The sequence below is a fragment of the Pseudomonas sp. MWU12-3103b genome (assembly GCF_023100615.1).
GTDB classification, from domain to species: Bacteria; Pseudomonadota; Gammaproteobacteria; order Pseudomonadales; family Pseudomonadaceae; genus Aquipseudomonas; species Aquipseudomonas putida_A.
Genome location: NZ_JALMEY010000008.1, coordinates 22,406 through 48,132, shown reverse-complemented (window position 1 = coordinate 48,132; position 25,727 = coordinate 22,406). Strand labels below are relative to the sequence as shown.

General features: G+C 64.4%; 7 protein-coding genes (1 of these 7 cut by a window edge). 3 read left to right on the top strand and 4 right to left on the bottom strand.

What is annotated here, in order from left to right; genetic code table 11:
- Window positions 1–11: 11 nt before the first annotated feature.
- From M0808_RS14045 to M0808_RS14030, 4 genes are all read right to left on the bottom strand, one after another.
- Window positions 12–491, bottom strand: a complete 480-nt coding sequence (locus M0808_RS14045; RefSeq protein ID WP_027613130.1) for a copper chaperone PCu(A)C — start codon at window positions 489–491, stop codon at window positions 12–14.
- A complete protein-coding gene (locus M0808_RS14040; protein WP_047599796.1) occupies window positions 491–1,096 on the bottom strand; it encodes an SCO family protein in 606 nt (201 codons plus the stop codon). Before M0808_RS14040 ends, M0808_RS14045 begins: the two co-directional genes overlap by 1 nt.
- A gap of 156 nt (window positions 1,097–1,252) precedes the next feature.
- Window positions 1,253–2,659 (bottom strand): AdeC/AdeK/OprM family multidrug efflux complex outer membrane factor, encoded by a 1,407-nt coding sequence (gene adeC, locus M0808_RS14035; RefSeq protein ID WP_282188297.1) that lies wholly within the window; start codon window positions 2,657–2,659, stop codon window positions 1,253–1,255.
- A gap of 83 nt (window positions 2,660–2,742) precedes the next feature.
- Complete coding sequence (locus M0808_RS14030; protein WP_247841523.1) at window positions 2,743–3,537, bottom strand: helix-turn-helix transcriptional regulator; 795 nt, start codon at window positions 3,535–3,537, stop codon at window positions 2,743–2,745.
- 488 nt (window positions 3,538–4,025) lie between these two features.
- On the opposite strand from M0808_RS14030, the gene M0808_RS14025 reads away from it, so the two are divergent.
- From M0808_RS14025 to M0808_RS14015, 3 genes are all read left to right on the top strand, one after another.
- Window positions 4,026–10,439, top strand: a complete 6,414-nt coding sequence (locus M0808_RS14025) for a non-ribosomal peptide synthetase (protein WP_247841521.1) — start codon at window positions 4,026–4,028, stop codon at window positions 10,437–10,439.
- A gap of 181 nt (window positions 10,440–10,620) precedes the next feature.
- Complete coding sequence (locus tag M0808_RS14020) at window positions 10,621–23,634, top strand: non-ribosomal peptide synthetase (RefSeq protein ID WP_247841519.1); 13,014 nt, start codon at window positions 10,621–10,623, stop codon at window positions 23,632–23,634.
- On the top strand, window positions 23,631–25,727 hold the start of the coding sequence (locus M0808_RS14015) for a non-ribosomal peptide synthase/polyketide synthase (protein WP_348773039.1). The gene runs 15,747 nt beyond the window's last position; 2,097 of the gene's 17,844 nt are visible here — the first part of the coding sequence; the start codon lies at window positions 23,631–23,633; its stop codon lies off the right edge, out of view. Before M0808_RS14020 ends, M0808_RS14015 begins: the two co-directional genes overlap by 4 nt.

Sequence of the window (25,727 nt, the reverse complement as noted above, 5' to 3'; positions counted from 1 at the left end):
GCCAAGTCAGATCAATGCATCTTGCTGTGATCGTGGCCTTCCATGTGCGTCAGCGCACGGACTTCGGCTTTGACTTCGACGGTTTCTTTCTCGCCCTTGGCGTTTTCCACGGTCAGGGTCAGCGGTACGCTTTCGCCTTCCTTGAGCTGGCCGGTCAGGCCCATCAGCATCACGTGGTAGCCGTTCGGGTCGAAGGTGACGGCTTTGCCGGCTGGCAGGTCGACCGATTTGACCGGGCCCATGCTCATCACGTCGTTCTTCATCGACATTTCGTGGATCTGCACATCCTTGGCCACTGGCGAGGCCACGCTCAGCAGTTTGCTGTCGCTGTCCGCGGTGACGGTCATGAACGCGCCGCTGGCCGATTGGGTCGGCACGGTCGCACGCACCCAGGCATCATCGACCTTGGTCTGAGCCGAGGCTTGAAACGCCAGGCCCAGCAGGGACAGGGCGAAAACGGCGCGTTTGATGTTGTTCAAAACGGGGTGCATCAGCAGACCTCCATAACGGTGAGCAAATCTTCCGTGCACTCTTGTGCCGAAAGCGATACAGACAGACCCATGCGCAACTGGCCGCGCGAGTCGTAGACGTAACTGGTGGACGTGTGGGAGATCGTATAGGTGTCGCCGGCCGGCACCTTCTCGAAGAACACGTCGAATTCCTTGGCGGTGGCCTGGGTTTCTTCCAGCGTGCCGTACAGTGCGACGAAGCTCGGGTCGAAGGCTTTGACGTAGGCGTCGAGGATCTGCGGCGTGTCGCGTTCCGGGTCGAGGGTGATGAAGATCACCTGCAGACGGTCGCCGTCCTTGCCCATCAGCTTCTTGATTTGCGCGGCGCGGGCGAGGGTGGTCGGGCACACCGCCGGGCATTGGGTGAAGCCGAAGAAGATCATCGGCATCATCCCGCGAAAGCTCGACAGCGTCATGGTTTCGCCGTCGGTGTTCTTCAGCTTGAAGGTGCGTCCGAGGATCTTGTCACTCAGGTCCTTGCCGTACTTGTACGACAGTTGGCCACGGGTGTCGCAGCCGGCGAGCAGGCCCAGGCCCAGCACGCCCATTCCCGCAAGCACCTTGCGGCGAGTCAACAAAGCCGTCATCTAATACCGCCTTTTGCAGCCCGTCAGTCGGCAGGACTGGCGGGGGGTTAACCGTAAAAGCGGCGCATGATACCAAACTGACGGCAGACGCCGGCCACGGATCGCCGCGCGGCGTCGGATCGGGCGACAAAAGGTGTAAGAAAAAGTGACGAGGGGCTACTGAACCCGGCCCTCATCGGCCCGCCAGCCGCCGCCCAGCGCGGTGTACAGGTTGACCTCGGCAACCAGCTGCGCCAGCCGATCAGTGATCAGCCCCTGCTGTGAACTGAACAGTGAACGTTGCGCATCAAGAAACGTCAGGCTGCTGTCGACACCGTTTTGATAGCGGTGCTGCGCCAGGTTGTAGTAGTCCTGTGTCGCCTGCACCAGATCGCGTTGCGCCTGCAATTGCTGCTGATAAGTGCTGCGCGCCGCCAGGCCGTCGGCAACTTCCTGAAACGCGGTTTGAATCGATTTCTCGTATTCGGCGACCGCGACGTCTTTCTGCAATTTCGAATAATCCAGACTCGCGCGCAGGCTGCCGGCGTTGAAAATCGGCAGGTTGATTTGCGGCTGGAACGTCCAGGCGCCCGAGCCGGCGCTGAACAGGCCGGACAGATCGCGGCTGGAGGTGCCGGCGCTGGCGGTCAGGCTGACACTGGGGAAAAACGCTGCGCGCGCTGCACCGATATTGGCGTTGGCCGCTTTCAGTTTGTACTCGGCCTGGAGAATGTCCGGGCGCCGTTGCAGCAGGTCCGACGGCAATCCGGCCGGCAATTGCTGAACCAGATCGCTGGCCAGTGGTTGCGCCGGCAGTTGCTCGGGGACTGGCGCGCCAACCAGCAGTGTCAGGCTGTTGAGATCCTGCGCCACCTGGCGTTTGTATCGCGCCAGATTGGTCCGCGAACTGTCGACGCTGGTTTGCGCCTGCGCCTGTTCCAGCGCCGAAGACTTGCCGGCCTCACGGTTGCGCGTGGTCAGGCGCAGACTTTGCTGATCGGCGGCCAGGGTCTGGCGCGTCAGTTCGAGCAACTCCTGATCGGCGCGCCAGGTCAGGTAGGCATTGGCGACGTTGGCCACCAGACTCAGCTCGGCACTGCGCCGCGCCTGTTCGGTCGCCAGCCAGGTTTGCAGCGCCTGCTCGCTGAGGCTGCGCACTCGGCCGAAAAAATCCAGTTCATAGGCACTGACGCCCAGATTCACCGCATAGGTCGAATTGATCATGGCTTTGCTGCGGGTCACGCTGGGCGGCATGCGCTGGCGCGACTCGCTGGCATTGGCCGACACCGCCGGCAGCAAATCGGCGCGCTGGATGCGGTATTGCGCCTGAAACGCCTCGACGTTAAGCGCCGCGACCCGCAGATCGCGATTGTTCACCAGCGCGCTTTCGATCAACTGTTGCAGCGCCGGGTCGCTGAACAGCGTGCGCCAGTCTTCAGTGCGCGCTGCGGCGGGTGTCGGTGCCGGGTAAACCGCGCCTTGCGGATACTGCGCCGCGCTCGGTGAGGCAGGGCGCTGGTACTCGGGAATCAACGAACAACCGGCCAGCAGGGCGGCGAGGGACAGCAGGGAAATGCGCAGCATCGAACGCTCTCATGCAGAAAAAACACGTGCCGGGGACCGCGTCCCCACACCACCATCGAACACTGTTGAACACGACTGCGCGGTTACGCCCCGGCCATCCAGCGCGCCAGACCATGCCGTCCGCTGACCCCCAGTTTGGCGGTCGCCCGTTTGAGGTAGGTCTCGACCGAACTGCTCTTGACCCGCAGCTTCTCGGCCAGTTGCGGCACGGTACCGCCGGTCAACAAACCCAGGCAGACTTCTTTCTCTCGGGCCGACAGCACGACGCCGCCCAGCGCCAGGCGTTCGTCGAACACCTGCTGCAACGGCGCCTGCTCCAGATCGGCCAAGGGCAGGCGCGGCTGTTTGGCGACAATCTGCCGACTGAGCTGCGCGTGCCGTTCGATCAGCGGCAACAGCGTGTCGGATAGGCTTTTAAGAAACGACAGCTCCGGCAAGGAAAACACTCGTTGCGTATGCGGTCGGTAGAACGAGATGACACAGCGGCGGTTAGAGGTGCGGGACACCAGATTGCACTGGTGCACGCTGTGCTGCGGATGTTGCGGCTGGAGCGACGCTTTGAGTTGAATCAGCAGGGAATCATTCATCTCGATCATCTTCTGCAACAACGGATGATCGTCCGGACTTTTCAACGGGTCCGGTGGCGGGAAGGTCTGCGGCAGTCCGGCGCTGCCCAGCGCCTTGATCTCGACCACGCTGGCCTGACGTTCGTCCAGCGTCCACTCACTGAGATCGACGCGATTGACTGGCACCAGGGTGTCGACCAACTGGAACAGGTTGCTGGCGAAATGATCGTCGCCGGTGCTGGCAATCAGTTCCCCCAGTTGCCAGTAGAAATGCGGGTTTTCCATGTTGCGAATGCTGCCGGTCAGATTCATATCCTTGTCATCCCTGGTTCCGAGTCATCACCGAGTCGTCCGCTGTTTATGCAAAAGCCGCCCACGCAATCGTCTCTCCTTGAAACTGATCTGGGGCGGGATTTAAGCCTATGGATTTGTCCTACGTCTGTAGGGGAAAACAGGGACACAAAGTGCCATCATTTCTGAAAGTTGGCGCCGGGCTTCTGACGCCGTTTGCGACAGGTGTTGCACATCGCGTGACTGTTTGGTCACGTCAAGACCTTGAAAACCGGGGCAGTTGCGTTTTTTTGAGGTCACAACGCAGGTCGATGGCAGCGCTGGTGTGTGGCATTTTTCCTACAGAATTTTCAGTCTTTCCTCTCCGAACTTTTAGTGGGTTCCCACCCAATCAGGGGCTACAAGCGCTGACAGGCCAGCCCCCGGGGCGGGGTTGTCCGGGTTTTACGTGTCATGTCGGCATCAGGGCCGATGCTTGAATAGGCGCAAAATCACATGAGAAGGATCTTATGCCGCCTATTTCTGCCCCTGCGGTGGCCACGCCGTCCGCATCGCTCCAGACGTATCCGCTGACCGCTGCGCAGCTGGATATCTGGCTGGATCAGCTGAGTCGCGGGGATTCGCCGCTGTACAACATCGGCGGCTACCTGGACCTCAGCGGGCCGCTGGATCCGGCGCGGATGCAGGCTGCGCTGGAAGCACTGGTAGCCCGGCATGACGCGCTGCGCACGATTCTGCTACCGGGCGCCGGCGCCGATGGCCTGCCTTTGCAGCAGTTCGCACGGTCAGTAGCGGTGCCGATGCCGATCAGCGATGTGTCGGCGCACAGCGACCCGGAATCGGCGGCGCGGGCATTGGTGCAGGCGCGCATCGATCAACCCTTTGTGCTGGACGGCGGCTGCCTGTTGCGCTTTCTGTTGATCCGCCTCGATGACCAGCGACACTGGCTGTCCGTTCAGGCTCATCACTTGATCGTCGATGGCTGGGGCTTCGGCGAAATGTTCAAGTCGCTGGACGAGATCTACAACGCGCTGGCGCACGGCCAACCGACACCGGTCGCGGCGCCGTCGTACATCGACTTCATCGAGGACAATGCGCGCTATCAAGCGTCGCCGCGTTATGCGCAGGATCGCGCCTACTGGCTGGACAAGTACCGACAATTGCCCGAGCCGCTGTTGCTGCCACGGCATCAGCAGAGTCTGGCCGGCCAGACCGCGCAGACGCAGGTCTACGCGCAGCCCTTGCCGGCGTTGCTGCACGAGCGCATGCAGCAGGTGGCCCGAGCGTTCGGCGCCTCGGCGTTCCATGTGCTGCTGGCGGCGCTGCATGTCTACTTCAGCCGCACCGCACAACGTGACGAATGGGTGGTTGGATTGCCGATTCTCAACCGCTCCGGCGCGCGCTTCAAATCCACGCTTGGGCTGTTCGCCCAGGTCAGCGCGGTGCGTATGGGCTTCGGTCGCCACTGCACGTTCGCTGAACTGGTCAAAGCGATCCGTGAGGAACTGCGCAAGGATTTCCGCCATCAGCGCTTCCCCGTGAGTGAGATGAACCGCGCCCTCGGCCTGCTGCGGGAGGAGCGCTCGCAGCTGTTCGAAGTCACTGTTTCCTACGAGCAGGGCACTCATGATTATCGCTACGGCGAGGCGTCGGGACGGATCATCAAGGCCTCGAACGTCGAAGAGGCCACACCGCTGGCGGTGCACTTGCTGAGCAATCTGGCCAATGACGACGCGCGGCTGTACCTGATCTACAGCGAGGCGTATTTCAGCGCCGATGAAGTCAAGGCACTGGCTGAACGCTGGTTGTTGATTCTGGAGCAGGGGCTGGAAGCGGTGAATCTGGCGGTGGCGGATTTCGATCTGAGCACGCCGGAAGAAACCGCGCTGCTGCAACAGTGGAATGCCACGCGGGTGGACTACCCGGCCCCGACGACCATTCAGCAGCGTATCGAAGCGCAGGCGACGCTACGGCCGCAGGCGCTGGCGGCGGTGGATCAAGGGCAAGGCCTGACCTATGCCGAACTCAATCAACGCGCCAACGCGCTGGCTCATCATCTGCTCGATCTCGGGGTGCGCCCGGATGACCGGGTGGCGATCGTTGCCCGGCGCGGGCTCGACACGCTGGTCGGACTGTTGGCGATCCTCAAGGCTGGCGCCGCGTATGTACCGCTGGATCCGGCGCATCCAGCCGAGCGCCTGAGCTACCTGCTGGAGGACAGCGCGCCCATCGCGGTGCTGACCCAGCGCGCGCTGCGCGGGCATTTGCCGGCGTTGTCGGTGCCGGTGATCGAGCTGGATCAGCCGAGTTGGTCGGCTGGCCGGATCGGCGCGCCGAAGGTGCCGGGGCTGACCCCGGCCAACCTCGCTTATGTGATTTACACCTCCGGCTCGACCGGCCTGCCCAAGGGGGTGATGGTCGAGCACCGCACCCTGTGCAATCTGGTCGATTGGCACGCTGATGTCTTCGACCTGCATGCCGGCAGCCATACCTCAAGCCTCGCCGGTTTCGGTTTCGATGCGATGGCCTGGGAAGTCTGGCCGGCGCTGTGCGTGGGCGCGACCCTGCACCTGGCGCCGGCCAGCGAGGGCAGCGAAGACATCGATGCGCTGCTCGACTGGTGGCGTGCGCAGCCGCTGGACGTGAGTTTTTTGCCGACGCCGATCGCCGAATACGCGTTCAGCCGCCAGCTCGATCACCCGACGTTGCGCACGCTGCTGATCGGTGGCGATCGCCTGCGCCAGTTCCCGCGTCAGCCATCGTTCGAAGTGTTCAACAACTACGGCCCGACCGAAGCCACGGTGGTGGCGACCTCGGGGCGCATCAGCGCCGGGCAGGCGCTGCACATCGGCAAACCGGTGAGCAACGCCACGGTGTATCTGCTCGACGAGCAGCAGCAACCGGTGCCGCTTGGCGTGACGGGCGAGTTGTACGTCGGCGGGGCCGGGGTAGCCCGTGGTTACCTGAACCGCGCCGACCTGAGCGCCGAGCGTTTCCTGCGCGACTCGTTCAGCGCTGAGCCGGGCGCGCGCATGTATCGCACCGGCGACCTTGCACGCTGGCGCGCCGACGGCAATCTGGAGTATCTGGGGCGCAACGACGATCAGGTGAAAATCCGTGGCATCCGGATCGAGCCGGGGGAGATCGAGAGCGCACTCGCCAGCCATGCGGCGGTGCGCGAAGCGGTGGTGCTGGTGCGCGACGGGCAATTGCTGGCGTGGTTCACCGAGCAGGCGCCGCTGGACATCAATGAGCTGCACGCGCAGCTGAAAACCCGCCTGAGCAGCGCCATGCTGCCGAGCGCCTACGTGCGTCTTACGGCGCTGCCGCTGACCGCCAACGGCAAGGTCGATCGCAAGGCCCTGCCGGCGCCCGGGCCGGACGATCTGATCCGCCGCGAATACGAGGCGCCGCAGGGTGAGGTCGAAATCGCCCTGGCGCAGATCTGGGCCGAAGTCCTGCAAGTCGAGCGGGTCGGACGTCACGATCACTTCTTCGAACTCGGCGGGCATTCGTTGCTGGCAGTGATTCTGATCGAGCGCATGCGTCAGCTCGATCTGAGCAGCGACGTGCGCGTGCTGTTCAGTCAGCCGACCCTGGCGGCGCTGGCGGCTTCGGTCGGCAGCGGCCGGGAGATCGAAGTGCCGGCCAACCGCATCGCCGCTGATTGCACCCACATCACCCCGGATATGCTGACCCTGCTGCAACTGGATCAGCCGACGCTCGACCGGATCGTTGCGACGGTACCGGGCGGCGCCGCCAACGTGCAGGACATCTATCCGTTGGCACCGCTGCAGGAAGGCATTCTCTACCACCACATCACCGCTGAGCAGGGCGATCCGTACCTGCTGCAATCGCAACTGGCGTTCGACAGTCTTGAGCGCGTCGAGGCTTTCGCGGTGGCACTGCGCGAAGTCATGGCGCGCCACGACATTCTGCGCACTTCGGTGCTCTGGGAAGGCCTGAGCACCCCGGTGCAGGTGGTGTGGCGCGCGGCAATTCTGCCGTTGCAGGAGGTCGAACTGGACCCGGCCGACGGCCCGATCACCGACCAGTTGCACGAGCGTTTCAACGCCCGGCGTTATCGCCTCGACGTCAGCCAGGCGCCGCTGATGCGCCTGGTGTATGCCCGTGATCCGGCGCTGGATCGGGTGGTGGGGATTCTGCTGTTCCATCACTTGGCGATGGATCACATCGCCCTCGAAGTGATGCGCAGCGAAATGCAGGCCAGTCTGTCGGGGCAGGTCGTGGCGCTGGCGCCGCCGGTGCCGTATCGCAATTACGTGGCGCAGACGCGGCTGGGCGTCAGCGAGCAGGAACACGAGGCGTTTTTCCGCGCGCAACTGGCGGACATTGATGAGCCGACCCTGCCATTCGGCCTGCAGGAAGTGCAGGGCGATGGACGCGGCATCGACGAAGCGCAGCAGGCGCTGCCGGCTGACGTCTATCAGCGTTTGCGCACCCAAGCACGACAGGCCGGGGTCAGCGTGGCGAGTCTGATTCATCTGGCGTGGGCACGGGTGCTGGCGGCGACATCCGGCCAGCAGCGTGTGGTGTTCGGCACGGTGCTGATGGGGCGCATGCAAGGCGGCGAGGGCGCTGACCGGGCCTTGGGCGTGTTCATCAACAGCTTGCCGTTGCGCATCGATGTCGATGCCGGGGTGCTCGACGCCGTACGCGCCACCCATGCGCGGCTGACCGCGCTGCTCGGGCATGAGCACGCGTCGCTGGCACTGGCCCAGCGTTGCAGCGGGGTGGCGTCGCCGTCACCGTTGTTCAGCGCTCTGCTCAATTATCGGCACAGTGACGAGTCCGAACTGCTGGAGCCGTCCAGCCATGCCTGGAAAGGCATCGAAACCCTGGCCAACGAGGAGCGCACCAATTACCCGCTGACCATGAGCGTGGATGATTTTGGCAACGGCTTGCGCCTCACCGGCAGGGCCGTGGCGCAGATCGGCGCGCAGCGGATTTGCGGCTACATGCAAACCGCGTTGAGCGGCCTGGTACAGGCCTTGGAGCAGACTCCGCAACAACTGTTGAACCGCTTGCCGATCCTGCAAGCCGAGGAGTTGCAACGTTTGCTGATCACGTTCAACGCCACCGAGGTCGATTGTCCGCTGGACCAGCCACTGCACGCGTTGTTCGAAGCACAGGTGCGGCGTAAGCCGGACGCCATCGCGCTGCAATCCGCGCAGGGAACCCTGACTTACCTTGAGCTCAATCAGCGCGCCAATCGTCTGGCCCATCACCTGCGTGAACTCGGCGTGCAACCGGACTCGCGCGTAGCAATCTGCGTCGAGCGCGGACTGGATCTGATCGTTGGTTTGCTCGGCATCCTCAAGGCCGGTGGTGCTTATGTGCCGCTGGATCCGGACTATCCGCTGGAGCGCCTGAACTACATGTTGCAGGACAGCGCGCCGGTCGCACTGCTGGTGCATGACGCCACGCGGCAATTGCTCGGCGAACCGGGTGTGACGCTGATCAATCTGGATCACGGCAGTTGGGAGCAGCAGTCGTCAGGAAATCCGCAGGTGCCTGGCCTGAATGCTTCGAATCTCGCGTACATGATCTACACCTCGGGCTCCACCGGGTTGCCCAAAGGCGTGATGATCGAGCATCGCAGCGCCTGCAACATGGTGCATTGGGGCTCGCAGCTCAGTCCGCCGACCGAACACGGTGCGCTGCTGCAAAAAGCGCCGTTCAGCTTCGACAGTTCGGTGTGGGAGATCTTCTGGCCGCTGTGTTCCGGCATGCGTCTGGTGCTGGCGCGGCCGGACGGCAACCGCGATTCGGCGTATGTGGTGCAGACCATTCGTGAGCAGCAGGTGACGGTGGTCAAGTTCGTTCCTGCGCTGCTGCAGCAGTTCATCGAGCAGGACGGTGTCGAACAGTGCACCAGCCTGACCGATGTGCTTAACGGTGGCGGCGAACTCAGTGCAGCGCTGGCCCGCCAGGTGCGCGATCGCCTGCCGTGGGTGCGTTTGCACAATGTTTACGGCCCAACTGAAACCACGGTGGACAGCACGGGCTGGACGCTGGAACCGGAAATGCCGGTACCGGCCAACGTTGTGCCAATTGGCACAGCCTTGAGCAACACGCGGTTGTACGTGCTCGATGCGTACGGTCAACCGGTGCCGCAAGGCGTCAGCGGTGAGTTGCACATTGGCGGCGTAGGCGTGGCACGTGGTTATCACGGCTTGCCGGAGATGCAGGCCGAGCGCTTCATCGACAGCCCGTTTGTGCTGGGGGATCGCCTTTACCGCACTGGCGATCTGGCGCGCTACAACAATCATGGGGAACTGGAATTCCTCGGCCGCAATGACTTCCAGATCAAGCTGCGTGGCTTGCGCCTGGAGCCGGGGGAAATCGAGGCGCGGTTGATCGAGCATCCGGCGATTCGCCAAGCGGTGGTGATGGTGCGCGATGAGCGTCTGGTGGCCTGGTACAGCTTGCGCGCCGGCATCGACGCGCCATCGTTGGAAACCTTGCGCGGCCATGTGCTGGAGCGTTTGCCGGAGTACATGGTGCCGGGCGCGTTTGTGCTGCTCGACGCGTTGCCACTGACGCCAAACGACAAGATCGACCGCAAAGCCCTGCCGGAACCGGGGGCAGATGCAGTCATCAATCGCCCATACGTGGCGCCCGAGGGTGAAGTCGAAACCACACTGGCGCAGATCTGGGGCGAGGTGCTTGGCGTCGAACAGGTCGGACGGCACGACAATTTCTTTGAACTCGGTGGGCATTCGTTGCTGGCGGTGAGTCTGGTGGCGCGCATGCATCAGAGCGGCCTGCACACCGACGCCCGGGCGCTGTTCAGCCAGCCGACGCTGGCGGCACTGGCGCTCAGCACCACACCCGAGGCGCAGCACGTGTTCATCCCGCAAACCACCATCCCGAGCCTCACCCGCAAACGCCGGCTCTAGCCCGGAATTGATTGTGTAAACCAAACCCTGTGGGGGATTGCGGCGGCCGAGCCGGCGGCTTGTCCCCGCTTCCCATGTCAGCCCCGCAAGCCCCGATGTTTTAGTTTTTCCAGGCTGCGCACAGCAGGCACGGACTCGCGGCTGCGCGCTCCTTTTTCTCGTATTTACAGCAGGTTATCCCATGCATTTCAGCGAACTGATGGCTGTTCTTTCCACCCATGCGATCCGCCTTCAACAGGAAGATGAAGACCTGGTCATTCTGGGCAGCGACGACGCGCTGGACGATGCGTTGTGGGACAGCCTCAGCGAACACAAGGCGCAGTTGCTGGAACTGGTCGCGCAAAACGGTGGCGACTGGCTGAGCCCGGCGTTTCGCATCACCTCGGACATGCTGCCGCTGGTGACTCTGGATCAGCCGACCATCGATCGCCTGGTCGCCAAAGTACCCGGCGGCGCCGCCAACCTGCAGGACATTTACCCGCTGGCGCCGCTGCAGGAAGGCATGCTCTATCTGCACCTGTCGGCGCCCGCCGGCGACCCCTACGTGTCGCAAGCGCGATTCGCCTTCGACAGCCGCGAACGGCTGGAGGCTTTCGCCGAGGCGCTGCAATGGATGATCGAACGCCACGACATCCTGCGGACCTCGTTCGTCTGGGAACGCCTGGACGAACCGCTGCAAGTGGTGCAGCGGCAGGCTCGTCTGTATTGCGAAGAAATCGCCCTCGACCCGGGTGCGGATGCTCTGACTCAACTGCTGGAGCGCCACGACCCACGGTTCTTCCGCCTCGACATCCAGCAGGCGCCGCTGCTGCGTCTGGTGTACGCCATGGATCCGGCCAACGGACGCGTGGTTGCGCTGTTGCTGTTCCACCACCTGATCATGGACCACGTCGCCCTCGACGTGGTGCGCCGCGAAACCCGCGCGCACCTGCTCGGCCAGACCGCGCAGGTCGGGCCGCCGGTGCCGTACCGTGATCACCTGGCCAAGGCGCGCATGGGCCTGGACGAAAAATCCCATGAAGGGTTTTTCCGCGAGATGCTCGCCGACATCGACGAGCCGACCTTGCCCTGTGGTCTGCAGGATGTGCAGGGCGATGGCCAAGGCATCGAAGAAGCCTTGCTGATGCTCGACACCGATTTCAGCCGGCAACTGCGTGGCCAGGCGCGTCAGCTCGGCGTCAGTGTCGCCAGCCTGATGCACCTGGCGCTGGCGCGGGTGCTCGGCCAGTTGTCCGGGCGCACGGCGGTGGTGTTCGGCACCGTGTTGCTGGGGCGGATGGAGGCGGGTGAGGGCGGCGAACAGGCGCTGGGGATGTTCATCAACACCTTGCCGCTGCGGGTGGATGTCGGGCAGGACGGCGTGCGTGCCGGGGTGCTGGCCACCCATCGACGCCTGACCGCGTTGCTCGGCCATGAACAGACCTCACTGGCCCTGGCCCAGCGTTGCAGCGCAGTGGCGGTGCCGACGCCGTTGTTCAGCGCGATCCTCAACTATCGCCACAGCAGCAGTGAAGAGATCGCCGAGGTCAGCGAACTGGCCCCCGGCGTGCAAGTGCTGGGCGCCCGCGAGCGCACCAACTACCCGCTGACGATCAACATCGACGACCTCGGCGAAGACTTGCGCATCACCGCGCTGGCGGATGCGGCGCTGGGTGCCGAACGCATCGCCGCTTACCTGCACACCGCGTTGCACAGCCTGCTGCAGGCCTTGCAATCGACCCCGGATGCACCGCTGCAACGCCTGAATATCCTGCCGGCGGCCGAGCGCGAATACCTGCTGCACGGGGTCAACTCGCCGTTGCCGCAGTTCCCGGAAACCCCGCTGATTCACCAGCAGTTCGAAGCCCACGCGGCGGCGCGTCCAGAGGCCACAGCGCTGCTGCTCGAGGAGCAGACGCTGAGCTACGGCGAACTCAATCGCCGCGCCAATCAGCTTGCGCACCACCTGCTGGCGCGGGGGATTCGTCCGGATCAGCGCGTGGCGATCTGCGTCGAGCGCGGCCCGCAGATGATCATCGGCCTGCTCGGTATCCTCAAGGCCGGCGCCGGTTACGTGCCGATCGACCCGGCGTATCCACTGGAGCGCATCGCTTACACCCTGGAGGACAGCGCCCCGGTGGCGGTGCTGACCCAGGCCGATACGCTGGATCGGGTTGGCGCGCTTGGCGTGCCGATCATCGATCTGGACAGCCTGCAGTTGCAGGCTGAACTCAGCAGTAATCCGCAGATTCCCGAGCTGACCCCAAATCACCTCGCCTACGTGATCTACACCTCCGGTTCCACCGGGCTGCCCAAGGGCGTGATGGTCGAACACCGCAACGTGGTGCGGCTGTTTTCGGCGACCCACGACTGGTTCAACTTCAACCCGCAAGACGTGTGGGCGCTGTTCCATTCCTTCGCTTTCGACTTCTCGGTGTGGGAAATCTGGGGTGCGCTGGCGTTTGGCGGGCAATTATTGCTGGTGCCGCAGGCCGTCAGGCGCTCGCCGGACGACTGCTACGCGCTGCTGTGCCGCACTGGCGTCACTGTGCTCAATCAGACCCCGAGCGCCTTCCGCCAGTTGATCGCCGCGCAGGGCCGCAGCCCGTTGCAGCACTCGTTGCGCGAAGTGATCTTCGGCGGCGAAGCCCTGGAACCGGGCCTGCTCAAACCGTGGTACGCGCGGGTTGGCAATGCCGGTACGCGGCTGGTGAACATGTACGGCATCACTGAAACCACGGTGCACGTGACCTATCGCCCACTGGAGGCAGCGGACGCGCTGCTGGTCGGGCGCAGCCCGATCGGTGTGGGCATTCCCGACCTGCAACTGTACGTGCTCGACGCGCAGCGCGAACCGGTGCCGGCCGGCGTGATCGGCGAGTTGTACGTCGGCGGCGCCGGGGTCGCCCGGGGTTATCTCAATCGTGAAGCGCTGACTGCTGAACGCTTTATCGCCGACCCGTTCAGCGGCCGTGCCGAGGCGCGACTGTACAGGACCGGTGACCTAGCGCGCTGGTCAGCGGATGGCAGCCTCGAATACCTCGGGCGCAACGACGATCAAGTGAAGATCCGTGGTTTTCGCATCGAACTCGGTGAAATCGAAGCTCGCCTCGCCGCCTGCGCCGGTGTGCGCGAAGCGCTGGTGATTGCCCGCGAAGACAGCCCCGGTGACAAGCGTCTGGTGGCCTACTGGCTGGCCGCAGCAGGCATTGAGCCGAGCGCCGCGCAATTGCGCGACGAGTTGCTGCTGTCGCTGGCCGACTACATGGTGCCGAGCGCCTTTGTGCGCCTCGACGCCATACCGCTGACCACCAACGGCAAGCTTGATCGCAAAGCCTTGCCGCAACCGGACAGCGATGCGTTTGCCCGGCGCGGTTTCGAAGCGCCAGTGGGGGAAGTCGAAACCCTGATTGCCGGGATTTGGCAGACCCTGCTCGGTGTCGAGCAGGTCGGGCGGCATGACAATTTCTTCGAACTCGGCGGCCATTCGCTGTTGGCGGTGAAACTGATCGAGCGCATGCGCCAGCACGACTTGCAGTGCGACGTGCGCGTGCTGTTCGGCCAGCCGAGCGTTGCGGCGCTGGCGGCGACCTTGAGTCACAGTCACGCCCTGCGGGTGCCGGACAATCTGATTGCCGCCGATTGCCCGCGGATCACCCCGGACATGCTGCCCCTGGCGACGCTGGATCAGGCCGCCATCGACCGCGTGGTCGCCACTGTGCCCGGCGGCGTTGCCAATGTGCAGGACATCTATGGCCTGGCACCGTTGCAGGCAGGGATCCTCTATCACCATCTGGCGACCAGCGCCGGTGACCCGTACGTGTTGCAGGCGCAATTTGCCTTCGCCGGACTGGCGCAGATCAAGGCCTTCGTCCGTGCGTTGAACGCAGTGATCGAACGCCACGATATTCTGCGCACCAGCGTGGTCTGGGAAAGCCTTGAAGAGCCGGTGCAAGTGGTCTGGCGCGAGGCGCCGCTGGCGCTGGAACGGGTCGATGCCGACTTGCTGGAGGGCGATGTGCTGGAGCAGATGCAGGCACGTTTCGATCCGCGGCACTATCGCCTCGACTTGCGCCGGGCGCCGCTGATGCGTCTGGCTTACACCGAAGACCGTGAGCAACAGCGCTGGGTCGGCATCCTGTTGCTGCACCACATCGTGCTCGACCACACCGCACTGGAAGTGTTGCTGGCGGAAATGAACGACAGCCTGTACCCGAGCGGCGCCGATTTGCCGATGCCGGTGCAGTACCGCAACTACGTGGCGCAGGCGCAGCAACAGGCCAATGCCGAGGCGCATGAAGCGTTCTTCCGCGACATGCTCGGCGACATCGACGAGCCGACCGTGGCCTTCGGTGTGCAGGACGTACATGGCGACGGCAGCAGCATCGTCGACAGCGAGCAGGCGCTGGATTCGAGCGTGGCCCAGCGCTTGCGCGAGCAGGCGCGCCGCCTCGGCATCAGCGCCGCCAGTCTGGTGCACCAGGCCTGGGGCCAGGTGCTGGCGCAGGTTTCGGGGCGCGAAGAGGTGGTGTTCGGCACCGTGCTGCTCGGACGCATGCAGGGCGGTGAGGGCGCCGATCGCGCACTCGGCATGTTCATCAACACCTTGCCGTTGCGGGTCAGTGTTGGCGCGACTGCGGTGGAGCAAGGCGTGCGCGCTACTCATGAGCGCCTGGCGCAACTGCTGGCGCATGAGCAGGCCTCACTGTCGCTGGCCCAGCGTTGCAGCGGTGTGTCGGCGTCGCTGCCGCTGTTCAACAGCTTGCTCAACTACCGTCACAGCGCGGCGGAGCCGGCAGGCGTGGCCTGGGACGGGATCGAGATTCTCAGCTCGCGCGAGCGCAGCAACTATCCGCTGGTGGTCAGCGTCGACGACCTCGGCACCGGTTTCCGCCTGAGCGTGCAGGCGGTGCCGCAAGTGGATGGCGCGCGGGTCTGCGATTACCTGCAAACCGCGCTGCACAACTTGCTGACCGCTCTGGAGCACTCGCCAGCAACGTCGCTGCGGCAGATATCGGTGCTGTCGCCGAGCGAACGCCAGCGGGTCCTGGTCGGCTTTAACATCAGCGGTCGCGACTACCCGCCGGCGCAAACCGTGCAGCGTTTGTTCGAGGCCCAGGCGGCCGCGCACCCCGAGGCATTGGCGGCGGTGCAAGGCGCGCAGCAGTTGAGCTATGGCGAACTCAATCAGCGGGCCAATCGCCTGGCACATCACCTGATTGGCCTAGGCGTGCAGCCCGATGACCGGGTCGCCCTGTGCGCCCGGCGCAGCCCGGACATGCTGGTCGCGCTGCTGGCGATCCTCAAGGCCGGCGCCGGTTATGTGCCGGTCGATCCGGCGTATCCGGCGGAACGCATCGCCTATCTGTTGCAGGACTGTGCCCCGGTGGCGGTTGTGGCGCAGGCGTCGACTCGCGATCTGCTCGTTGGCGTGCCGGTCATCGATCTGGACCGCGACCTCTGGCAGCACCTGTCGGATGCCAATCCGCAGGTGCCGGCATTGACGCCGAAGCATCTGGCGTACGTGATCTACACCTCCGGCTCCACCGGCCAACCGAAAGGGGTGATGGTCGAGCATGCGACCTTGGAAAACCTTGTGCACTGGCACGCCGAAGCTTTCGACTTGCAGGCCGGCAGCCAGACCGCGAGCGTCGCCGGCTTCGGTTTCGATGCCATGGCCTGGGAAGTCTGGCCGGCACTGTGTGTCGGCGCGACCTTGCATCTGCCGCCGCCGTCGACCCGCAACGAGCACCTCGACGAGTTGCTCGACTGGTGGTGCGCGCAGCCGTTGCAGGTCAGCTTCTTGCCGACGCCGGTGGCCGAATACGCGTTCAGCCGTCAATTGCAGCACCCGACCTTGCGTACGCTGCTGATCGGCGGCGACCGACTGCGTCAGTTCAGTCGTGCGCAAACCTTCGATGTGATCAACAACTATGGCCCGACCGAAGCCACGGTGGTCGCCACCTCGGGGCGGGTCGAACTGGATCAGCCGCTGCATATCGGCCGGCCGATTGCCAACGCCAAAATCTATGTGCTGAACGCCGAGCAGCGTCCGGTGCCGGTGGGCGTGGCGGGCGAGTTGTATGTCGGCGGGGCAGGCGTGGCGCGCGGCTATTTGAATCGTCCCGAGCTGAGCGCGGCGCAGTTCCTCTTCGATCCGTTCAGCGACGAGCCGCAGGCGCGCATGTACCGCACCGGCGATCAGGCGCGTTGGCTGGCCGACGGCAATATCGAGTACCTGGGGCGCAACGACGATCAGGTCAAACTGCGTGGCGTACGTATCGAACTCGGTGAAATCGAAGCCGCGCTCGGCAGCCACGCTGCGCTGCAGGAAGCCGTGGTGCTGGTCCGCGATGGACGGCTGATTGCGTGGTTCACCGAGCGCACGGCGGTCGATATTCAACAGTTGCATACGCATTTACAGGCACGCTTGCCGGATGCGCTGCTGCCGGCGGCTTACGTGCGGCTGGACGCGTTGCCGCTGACCGCTAACGGCAAGATCGACCGCAAGGCCTTGCCGGAGCCGGAACAGGGCGCGTGGCTCAGCCGCGAATATGAAGCGCCACAAGGTGCGGTGGAAACCGCGCTGGCGCAGATCTGGATCGACGTGCTGAAAGTCGAGCGAGTCGGGCGTCACGACAACTTCTTCGAACTGGGCGGGCATTCGCTGCTGGCGGTGAGCCTGATCGAGCGCATGCGCCAGATCGACCTCGCGGCCGACGTGCGCGTGCTGTTCAATCAGCCGACTCTGGCCGCATTGGCCGCCGCCGTGGGCAGCGGTCGCGAAATCGAGGTGCCGGCCAACCGCATCCCGTCGGGCTGCACCCGCATCACCCCGGACATGCTCAGCCTGACTGAACTCGATCAGGCCAGCATCGAGCGCATCGTCGCCACGGTTCCGGGCGGGGCTGCCAACGTGCAGGACATCTATCCGCTGGCACCGCTGCAGGAAGGCATTCTTTACCACCACTTGAGCGCCGAACAGGGCGATCCGTACCTGCTGCAATCGCGGCTTATCTTCGACAGCGTCGAGCGCCTGCGCACCTTCAGCCAAGCCTTGCAGCAGGTCATCGCGCGTCACGACATTCTGCGCACCAGCGTGGTCTGGGAAGGGCTGGCGAGTCCGCAGCAAGTGGTCTGGCGTCAGGCGCCGCTGGTGGTGCAAGCGGTGCCGCTGGATCCGGCGCAGGGTGACGTCCTCGAGCAGTTGCATGCGCGGTTCGATGCCCGGCACAACCGCCTCGACCTGAGCCAGGCGCCGCTGATGCGCATCGTCTACGCCGAAGACCCGGCGCAGCAACGGGTGGTGGCGATCATCCTGTTCCAGCACTTGATTCTCGACCACACCGCCATGGAGGTGGTGGGCCAGGAAATGCGCGCGTTCATGTTCAATCAGGCCGACAGCCTCGGCACGCCGATGCCGTACCGCAACTACGTGGCGCAGGCGCGTCTGGGCGCCAGCGAGCAGGAACACGAAACGTTCTTCCGCGACATGCTCGGCGATATCGATGAACCGACCCTGCCGTTCGGCCTGCATGATGTGCAAGGCGATGGCGGCGACATCGAGGAGGCGCAGCAAGCCGTCGATGCCGGATTGACCCTGCGCCTGCGGGAACAGGCGCGGCAGTTGGGTGTCAGCCCGGCGAGTCTGATGCACCTGGCCTGGGCGCAGGTGGTGGGGGTGCTTGCCAACCGCCGCGACGTGGTGTTCGGCACGGTGCTGTTGGGGCGTTTGCAGGGCGGTGAGGGCGCGGATCGCACCCTCGGCGTGTTCATCAACACCTTGCCGCTGCGGGTGGATGTCAGCGAAGGCGTGCGCGCTGCGGTCAAGACTACCCACGCACGGCTGACCGCGTTGCTGGCCCATGAACACGCGCCATTGGCGCTGGCCCAGCGTTGCAGCGCGGTGTCCGGGGCGCCGCTGTTCAGCGCCTTGCTCAACTACCGGCATACCGCTGCCGAAGCGCAGCCGCGTGACGGTCAGGGCATCTGGGAAGGCGTGCAATTGCTTGGCGGCGAAGAGCGCAGCAACTATCCGCTGACCCTCAGCGTCGACGATCTCGGCGAAGACTTTTCCCTGTCCGTGCTGGCGTTGGCGCAGATCGGCGCGCAACGGATCTGCGGCTACATGCACACCGCGCTGGAGCATCTGGTGCACGCGCTGGAACAGGCGCCGCAACGTCCGCTCAACCGCTTGCCGATTCTTGCGGTCGAGGAATACGAGCGCTTGCTGGTCGGTTTCAACCCGACTGCGGCAGCCTACCCGCGCGGTGCAACGATTCAGGCGCTGGTGCAAGCGCAGGCCGAGCAGCAGCCGCAGGCATTGGCGGTGGTGCAGGGCACGCAGCAACTGACCTATGCGCAACTCAATCAGCAGGCCAATCGCCTGGCGCATCACTTGCTGGGCCTCGGCGTGCAACCGGACGACCGGATTGCCGTGTGCCTGCAACGCAGTCCGCAGATGCTGGTGGCGCTGCTGGCGATTCTCAAGGCCGGCGCCGGTTATGTGCCGGTCGATCCGGCTTACCCGGCCGAACGCATCGCCTACCTGTTGCAGGACAGCGATCCGGTGGCGGTGCTGGCGCAGGGCGCAACCCGCGAGCTGCTGGGCCGGGTGCCGGTGATCGATCTGGACAACGCCCTCTGGCAACACCTGCCGGCTACCAATCCGCAACTGCCGACGCTGACCCCGGCGCATCTGGCCTACGTGATCTACACCTCGGGTTCGACCGGCCAGCCGAAAGGCGTGATGGTCGAACACGCAACCCTGGAAAACCTTGTGCACTGGCACTGTGAGGCGTTCGACCTGCGCGCCGGCAGCCACACTGCGAGCGTCGCCGGTTGCGGTTTCGACGCGATGGCCTGGGAGGTCTGGCCGGCGCTGTGTGTCGGCGCGACCCTGCACCTGCCGCCGCCGTCGATCAGCAACGAACACCTCGATGAACTGCTCGACTGGTGGCGCGCGCAGCCGTTGCAGGTAAGTTTCCTGCCGACGCCGATTGCCGAATACGCCTTCAGTCGTGAGTTGGGTCACCCGACCTTGCGCACGCTGTTGATCGGTGGCGACAAGTTGCGGCAGTTCTCGCGTGAGCAGACCTTTGACGTGATCAACAACTACGGCCCGACCGAGGCCACGGTGGTTGCGACTTCCGGTCAAATCCATGCCGGGCAATTGCTGCACATCGGCCGGCCCATCAGCAACGCCAGGATCTACCTGCTCGATGAACAGCAACGTCCGGTGCCGGTTGGCGTGGCGGGCGAGCTGTACGTCGGTGGCGCGGGTGTGGCCCGTGGTTATCTGAACCGTCCCGAGCTGACCGCCGAACGCTTCCTCGAAGACCCGTTCAGTGACGAACCGCAGGCGCGCATGTACCGCACCGGCGACCTCGCGCGTTGGTTGGCCGACGGCAATATCGAATACCTGGGGCGTAACGACGATCAGGTCAAACTGCGCGGCGTGCGGGTGGAGCTGGGTGAAATCGAAGCCGCGCTGTCCAGCCATCCGGCAGTGCAGGACGCGGTGGTGCTGGTGCGTGAGGCGCGGTTGATCGCCTGGTTTACTGCTCGCACAACAGTCGATAACGAGGATCTTCGTGCGCATCTGCAAGCGCGTCTGCCGCAGGCACTGGTGCCGGCAGCCTACGTCCGGCTTGAGGCGCTGCCGCTGACCGCCAACGGCAAACTCGACCGCAAGGCCTTGCCCGAACCGGATCAGGACGCCTGGCTCAGCCGCGAATACGCAGCCCCGCAAGGGCCGGTGGAAACCGCGCTGGCGCAGGTCTGGGCCGAGGTGCTGCAAGTCGAACAGGTCGGACGGCACGACAACTTCTTTGAACTAGGCGGACATTCGCTGCTGGCGGTGACCCTGATCGAGCGCATGCGTCAGCTCGGCCTGAGCACCGATGTGCGCGTGCTGTTCAGCCAGCCAACCCTCGCCGCACTGGCCGCCGCCGTCGGCAGTGGTCGCGAAGTCGCGGTGCCGGCCAACCTGATTGCGCCCGGTTGCACGCGCATTACCCCGGACCTGCTACCGCTGGTGGAACTGGATCAGGCCAGCATCGAGCGTATCGTCGCCACGGTGCCCGGCGGTGCCGCCAACGTGCAGGACATCTATCCGCTGGCACCGTTGCAGGAAGGCATTCTTTACCACCACTTGAGCGCCGCGCAGGGCGATCCATACCTGCTGCAATCGCGCCTGGCATTCGACAGCCTTGAACGCTTGCAGGCCTTCGCCGCCGCGCTGCGCCAGGTCATGACACGTCACGACATTCTGCGCAGCGGAGTGGTTTGGGAAGGGTTGTCGACGCCGGTGCAAGTGGTCTGGCGCGAAGCTCAACTGCCGGTGCAGGAAGTCGCACTCGACCCGGCCGGCGGTGACGTACTCGCGCAATTGTTTGAGCGTTTCGACGCGCGGCATTTCCGCATCGACCTCAGTCAGGCGCCGCTGATTCGCCTGGTGTATGCGCAAGATCCGGCCAACCACCGGGTGGTCGCCATGCTGCTGTTCCATCACATCGCCATGGATCACACGGCGCTGGAAGTGGTGCAGCAGGAACTGCAGGCGCTGCTCTTCGGTCACGGCGAAGCCCTGATCCCCGCCGTGCCGTATCGCAATTACGTGGCGCAGACCCGGCTGGGCGTCAGCGAGCAGGAGCACGAAGCGTTCTTCCGCGCGATGCTCGGCGAAATTGACGAACCGACGCTGCCGTTCGGTCTGCTCGATGTGCACGGTGACGGCCATGACATCGAAGAAGTCCGGCAGCGCGTGCCCGACGCCTTGGCGCGGCGCTTGCGCAGCCAGGCGCGGCAGATGGGCGTGAGTGTCGCGAGCCTGTTTCATCTGGCGTTTGCCCAGGTATTGGCGGCGACCTCCGGGCATGACCGCGTGGTATTCGGCACCGTGTTGCTGGGGCGGATGCAGGGCGGTACCGGCGCTGATCGCGGTCTGGGAATGTTCATCAACACGCTGCCGCTGCGGGTAGATTTGGGTGATGTTTCGGTGCGTGCCGGGGTGCGCGCCACCCATGCGCAACTGACCGCATTGCTCGGCCATGAGCATGCGTCACTGGCACTGGCCCAGCGTTGCAGCGGGGTGGCCGCGCCGTCGCCGCTGTTCAGCGCCATGCTCAACTACCGGCACAGCGTCAGCGAGGAACAGTTGCAAGCCAATCGCCTGGCTTGGCAAGGCATCGAAAACCTGTCCAGCGAGGAGCGCACCAACTATCCGCTGAGCTTCAACGTCGATGACCTGGGTCAGGGCTTTGACCTCACGGCCATGACCCCTTCGCAGATTGGCGCGGCGCGGGTGTGTGGCTACATGCAGCAGGCGTTGGCGGGGCTGGTCGAGGCGCTGGAACAGACACCGCAGCAGGCGTTGAATCGCCTGCCGGTGCTGGCGGATGCCGAGCGCCAGCAGTTGCTGTTCGGCCTGAATGCCACGCAGGTCGATTACAACCTCGATCAGACCATTCATGGGCTGTTCGAAGCACAAGTGGCGCGCTCGCCGCAGGCACCCGCCGTGGTCGCGGGTGAGCAGCAACTGAGCTACGCCGAACTCAACGGCCGAGCCAATCAACTGGCGCGGCACCTGCGCGAATTGGGCGTAGGGCCGGATGCGCGGGTGGCGATCTGCGTCGAACGCGGTCTGGACATGGTGGTCGGGCTGCTGGCGATCCTCAAGGCTGGCGGCGGTTATGTGCCGCTGGACCCGGCGTATCCGCTGGAACGTCTGGCCTACATGCTGGAGGACAGCGCGCCGCTGGCGGTGCTGGTGCAGGGTTCGACGCGTTCGTTGCTCGGCGAAGTCGCCGTGCCGGTGATCGATCTGGATCAGCCGCACTGGCAGTCGCTGCCGACTGACAATCTATCGCTCGCTGAGTTGACCGCGCAGCACACCGCGTACGTGATCTACACCTCCGGCTCCACTGGTCAACCGAAAGGCGTGATCAACGAACACAGCGGGGTAGTCAACCGCCTGCTGTGGATGCAGGACGCCTATCAACTGACCTCCAGCGACACGGTATTGCAGAAAACCCCGTTCAGCTTCGACGTCTCGGTCTGGGAGTTCTTCTGGCCGCTGATGACCGGCGCACGTCTGGTCATGGCCCGGCCCGAGGGGCACAAGGATCCGCAGTACCTCAGCGAAATCATCGAACGCGAACACATCACCACGTTGCACTTTGTCCCGTCGATGCTCGATGTGTTCCTCGCTCACGCCGACACCGCACGTTGCGGCAGTCTGCGGCAAGTCATGTGCAGCGGCGAAGCCCTGCCGGGCAGCGTGGTGCGGCGTTTCAAACAGCAACTGCCGGGCAGCGAACTGCACAACCTCTACGGCCCGACCGAAGCGGCAGTGGACGTGACCGCGTGGAACTGCGCCGGGCCGCTGGAACAAACGCCAGACAACACACCGATCGGCAAACCGATCGCCAACACCCGCATGTACATCCTCGATGCCCAGCAACAACCGGTGCCGCACGGCGTGGTTGGCGAGTTGTACATCGGTGGCGTACAAGTGGCGCGCGGTTATCTGAATCGCCCGGAACTGAACGCCGAGCGCTTCCTCAATGATCCGTTCCAGAACAATGGGCGGATGTACCGCACCGGCGACGTCGCCCGTTATCTGCCGGACGGCAACATTGAATACCTGGGTCGCAACGACGATCAGGTGAAGATCCGTGGCCTGCGCATCGAACTCGGTGAAATCCAGGCACGCCTGACCCAGATCGATGGCGTGCAGGAAGCCGCCGTACTGGCCCGCGAAGACGTTCCGGGCGACAAACGTCTGGTGGCGTACTACACCGGCGCACGCCTGGAAATCGAAACGCTGCGCAGCCATCTGCTGGAAAACCTGCCGGACTACATGGTGCCCGCCGTGTTCGTGCATCTCGATGCACTGCCGCTCAGCCCCAACGGCAAACTCGACCGCAAGGCACTGCCGGCCCCGGATCAGGCCGCTTTGCCGGTGCGCGAATACGAAGCCCCGGTGGGCGAGGTGGAAATCACCCTCGCACGGCTCTGGGCTGAACTGCTCAACGTCGAGCGGGTAGGGCGCCACGATCATTTCTTTGAACTGGGTGGTCACTCGCTGCTGGCGGTCAGTCTGATCGGCCGGCTGCGTCAGGAAGGCATGGAAGCCGATGTCAGGTCGCTGTTCGAACATCCGACCCTGGCCGGCTACGCCGCAATTACCGAACGAATGGAGATCGTCCTGTGAACGTGATCGAACTGTTGGCCACATTGAAGGCTAAAGATATTCAGCTGGCGGTCGCGGACGACCAATTGCGGGTCAACGGCAACAAGCAGGCGTTGAACGACCCGGCGTTGCTGGCGCTGTTGCGCGAGCACAAACCGGCGCTGATCGAGCTGATCAAGGCCGGGCAGTACTCGGCCAGCAAGCACGGCCAGGTCGAGGTGCCGGCCAACGGAATTGTTGCGGGCACCACGCACATCACCCCGGCGATGCTGACGCTGGTCGAGCTCGACCAAGCGACCATTGACCACCTCGTCGCACAAGTCCCCGGCGGCGCGGCCAACGTGCAGGACATCTACCCGCTGGCGCCGTTGCAGGAAGGCATCCTGTATCACCACGTCAGTGGCGGTGACGGTGATCCGTATGTCATGCAATCGCATTTCGCCTTTGCCAGCCGCGAGCGTTTTCAAGCGTTCGCTCAAGCGCTGCAAGCGGTGATCGATCGCCATGACATTCTGCGCACCGCTGTGCATTGGGCAGGGCTGGACGCGCCGGTGCAGGTGGTCTGGCGTCGGGCCGAACTGCCAGTGGAAGAAGTGACGCTGCCAGAATCCGCCAGCGACGTTCTGGCGTATCTGCATGAGCGTTTCGACGCCCGGCACTTCCGCCTCGACGTTACCCAGGCACCACTGATGCGTCTGGCCCACGCCTGGGATGAAGCCGGGCAACGGGTGATCGCCACGCTGCTGTTCCATCACATGGCGCTCGACCACTCGGCCCTCGACGTGGTGCGCCACGAAATGCGCGCCTGCCTCACCGGGCAGCGTGAACTGCTCGGGCGCCCGGTGCCGTTTCGCAACTACGTGGCGCAGGCGCGTCTGGGCGTCAGCGAAGCCGAGCACGAGGCGTTTTTCCGCGAAATGCTCAGCGATATCGACGAGCCGACGCTGCCTTATGGTCTGCAGGATGTGCAGGGTGACGGCAGTGAAATCGTCGAACTCAGCGTGCCGGTGCCAACGTTATTGGGCCAGCGTCTGCGGGCGCAGGCGCGAACCCTTGGCGTGAGTGTCGCGAGCCTGTTCCACCTCGGCTGGGCGCAGGTGCTGGCCGCGCTGACCGGCAAGCAGCAGGTGGTGTTTGGCACCGTGCTGATGGGCCGCATGCAGGGCGCCGAAGCGATTGACCGGGCGCTGGGAATTTTCATCAACACCTTGCCGTTGCGGGTGAATATCGATGGGCAGGATGTGCGCGCGGCGGTCAACGCCACCCACGCACGGTTGACCACGCTGATGCGTCACGAACACGCACCGCTGGCCCTGGCTCAGCGCTGCAGCCACGTGGTGGCGCCGACCCCGCTGTTCAGCACACTGCTCAATTATCGCCACAGCCACAACGTCGCCACCGCCAGCGCCGAAACCCTCGCGGCGTGGGACGGTATCTCCACGTTGCACTCCGAAGAGCGCAGCAACTATCCGCTGACGATGAGTGTCGATGACCTCGGTGACGCCTTCAGCCTGACCCTGCTGGCCAGCACCCAGACCGATCCGCAGCGCATCTGCGATTACCTGCACTGCGCGCTGGAAAACCTCGTGCTCGCGCTGGAGCAGGCGCCGCAGACACCGGTCAATCAACTGCCGATCCTGCCGGCGGCGGAGCTTGCGCAGGTACTGCTCGACTTCAATGCCACCCAGGTGGATTTCCCGGCTGCACAGACCATCCAGCAACGTTTCGAGGCACAGGTAGCCGAACGGCCGGACGCGCTGGCGGCAGTGTTTGCCGATGCGCAATTGACCTACGCCGAACTCAATCAGCAAGCCAATGCCCTGGCGCAGCATCTGATCGGCCTGGGCGTGAAACCGGATGACCGCGTGGCGATCGTTGCCCGCCGTGGGCTGGACACCCTGGTCGGGCTGGTGGCGATCCTCAAGGCCGGCGCCGGTTACGTGCCGATTGACCCGGCGCACCCGGCGGAGCGCTTGAACTACCTGCTCGACGACAGCGCGCCGGTGGCGGTGCTGACTCAAAGCAATCTGCGCGAGCGACTGCCGGCGCTGAACGTGCCGGTGCTCGACCTCGACCGCTGCACTTGGCCGCTGACTGCCACACAAAACCCGCAG

What these genes read in the sequence shown, in the direction of transcription:
- M0808_RS14030 (WP_247841523.1), bottom strand. Translation starts at nt 3,537, where the DNA reads ATGAATCTGACCGGCAGCATTCGCAACATGGAAAACCCGCATTTCTAC.
- M0808_RS14040 (WP_047599796.1), bottom strand. Translation starts at nt 1,096, where the DNA reads ATGACGGCTTTGTTGACTCGCCGCAAGGTGCTTGCGGGAATGGGCGTG.
- adeC (WP_282188297.1), bottom strand. Translation starts at nt 2,659, where the DNA reads ATGCTGCGCATTTCCCTGCTGTCCCTCGCCGCCCTGCTGGCCGGTTGT.
- M0808_RS14045 (WP_027613130.1), bottom strand. Translation starts at nt 491, where the DNA reads ATGCACCCCGTTTTGAACAACATCAAACGCGCCGTTTTCGCCCTGTCC.
- M0808_RS14025 (WP_247841521.1), top strand. Translation starts at nt 4,026, where the DNA reads ATGCCGCCTATTTCTGCCCCTGCGGTGGCCACGCCGTCCGCATCGCTC.
- M0808_RS14020 (WP_247841519.1), top strand. Translation starts at nt 10,621, where the DNA reads ATGCATTTCAGCGAACTGATGGCTGTTCTTTCCACCCATGCGATCCGC.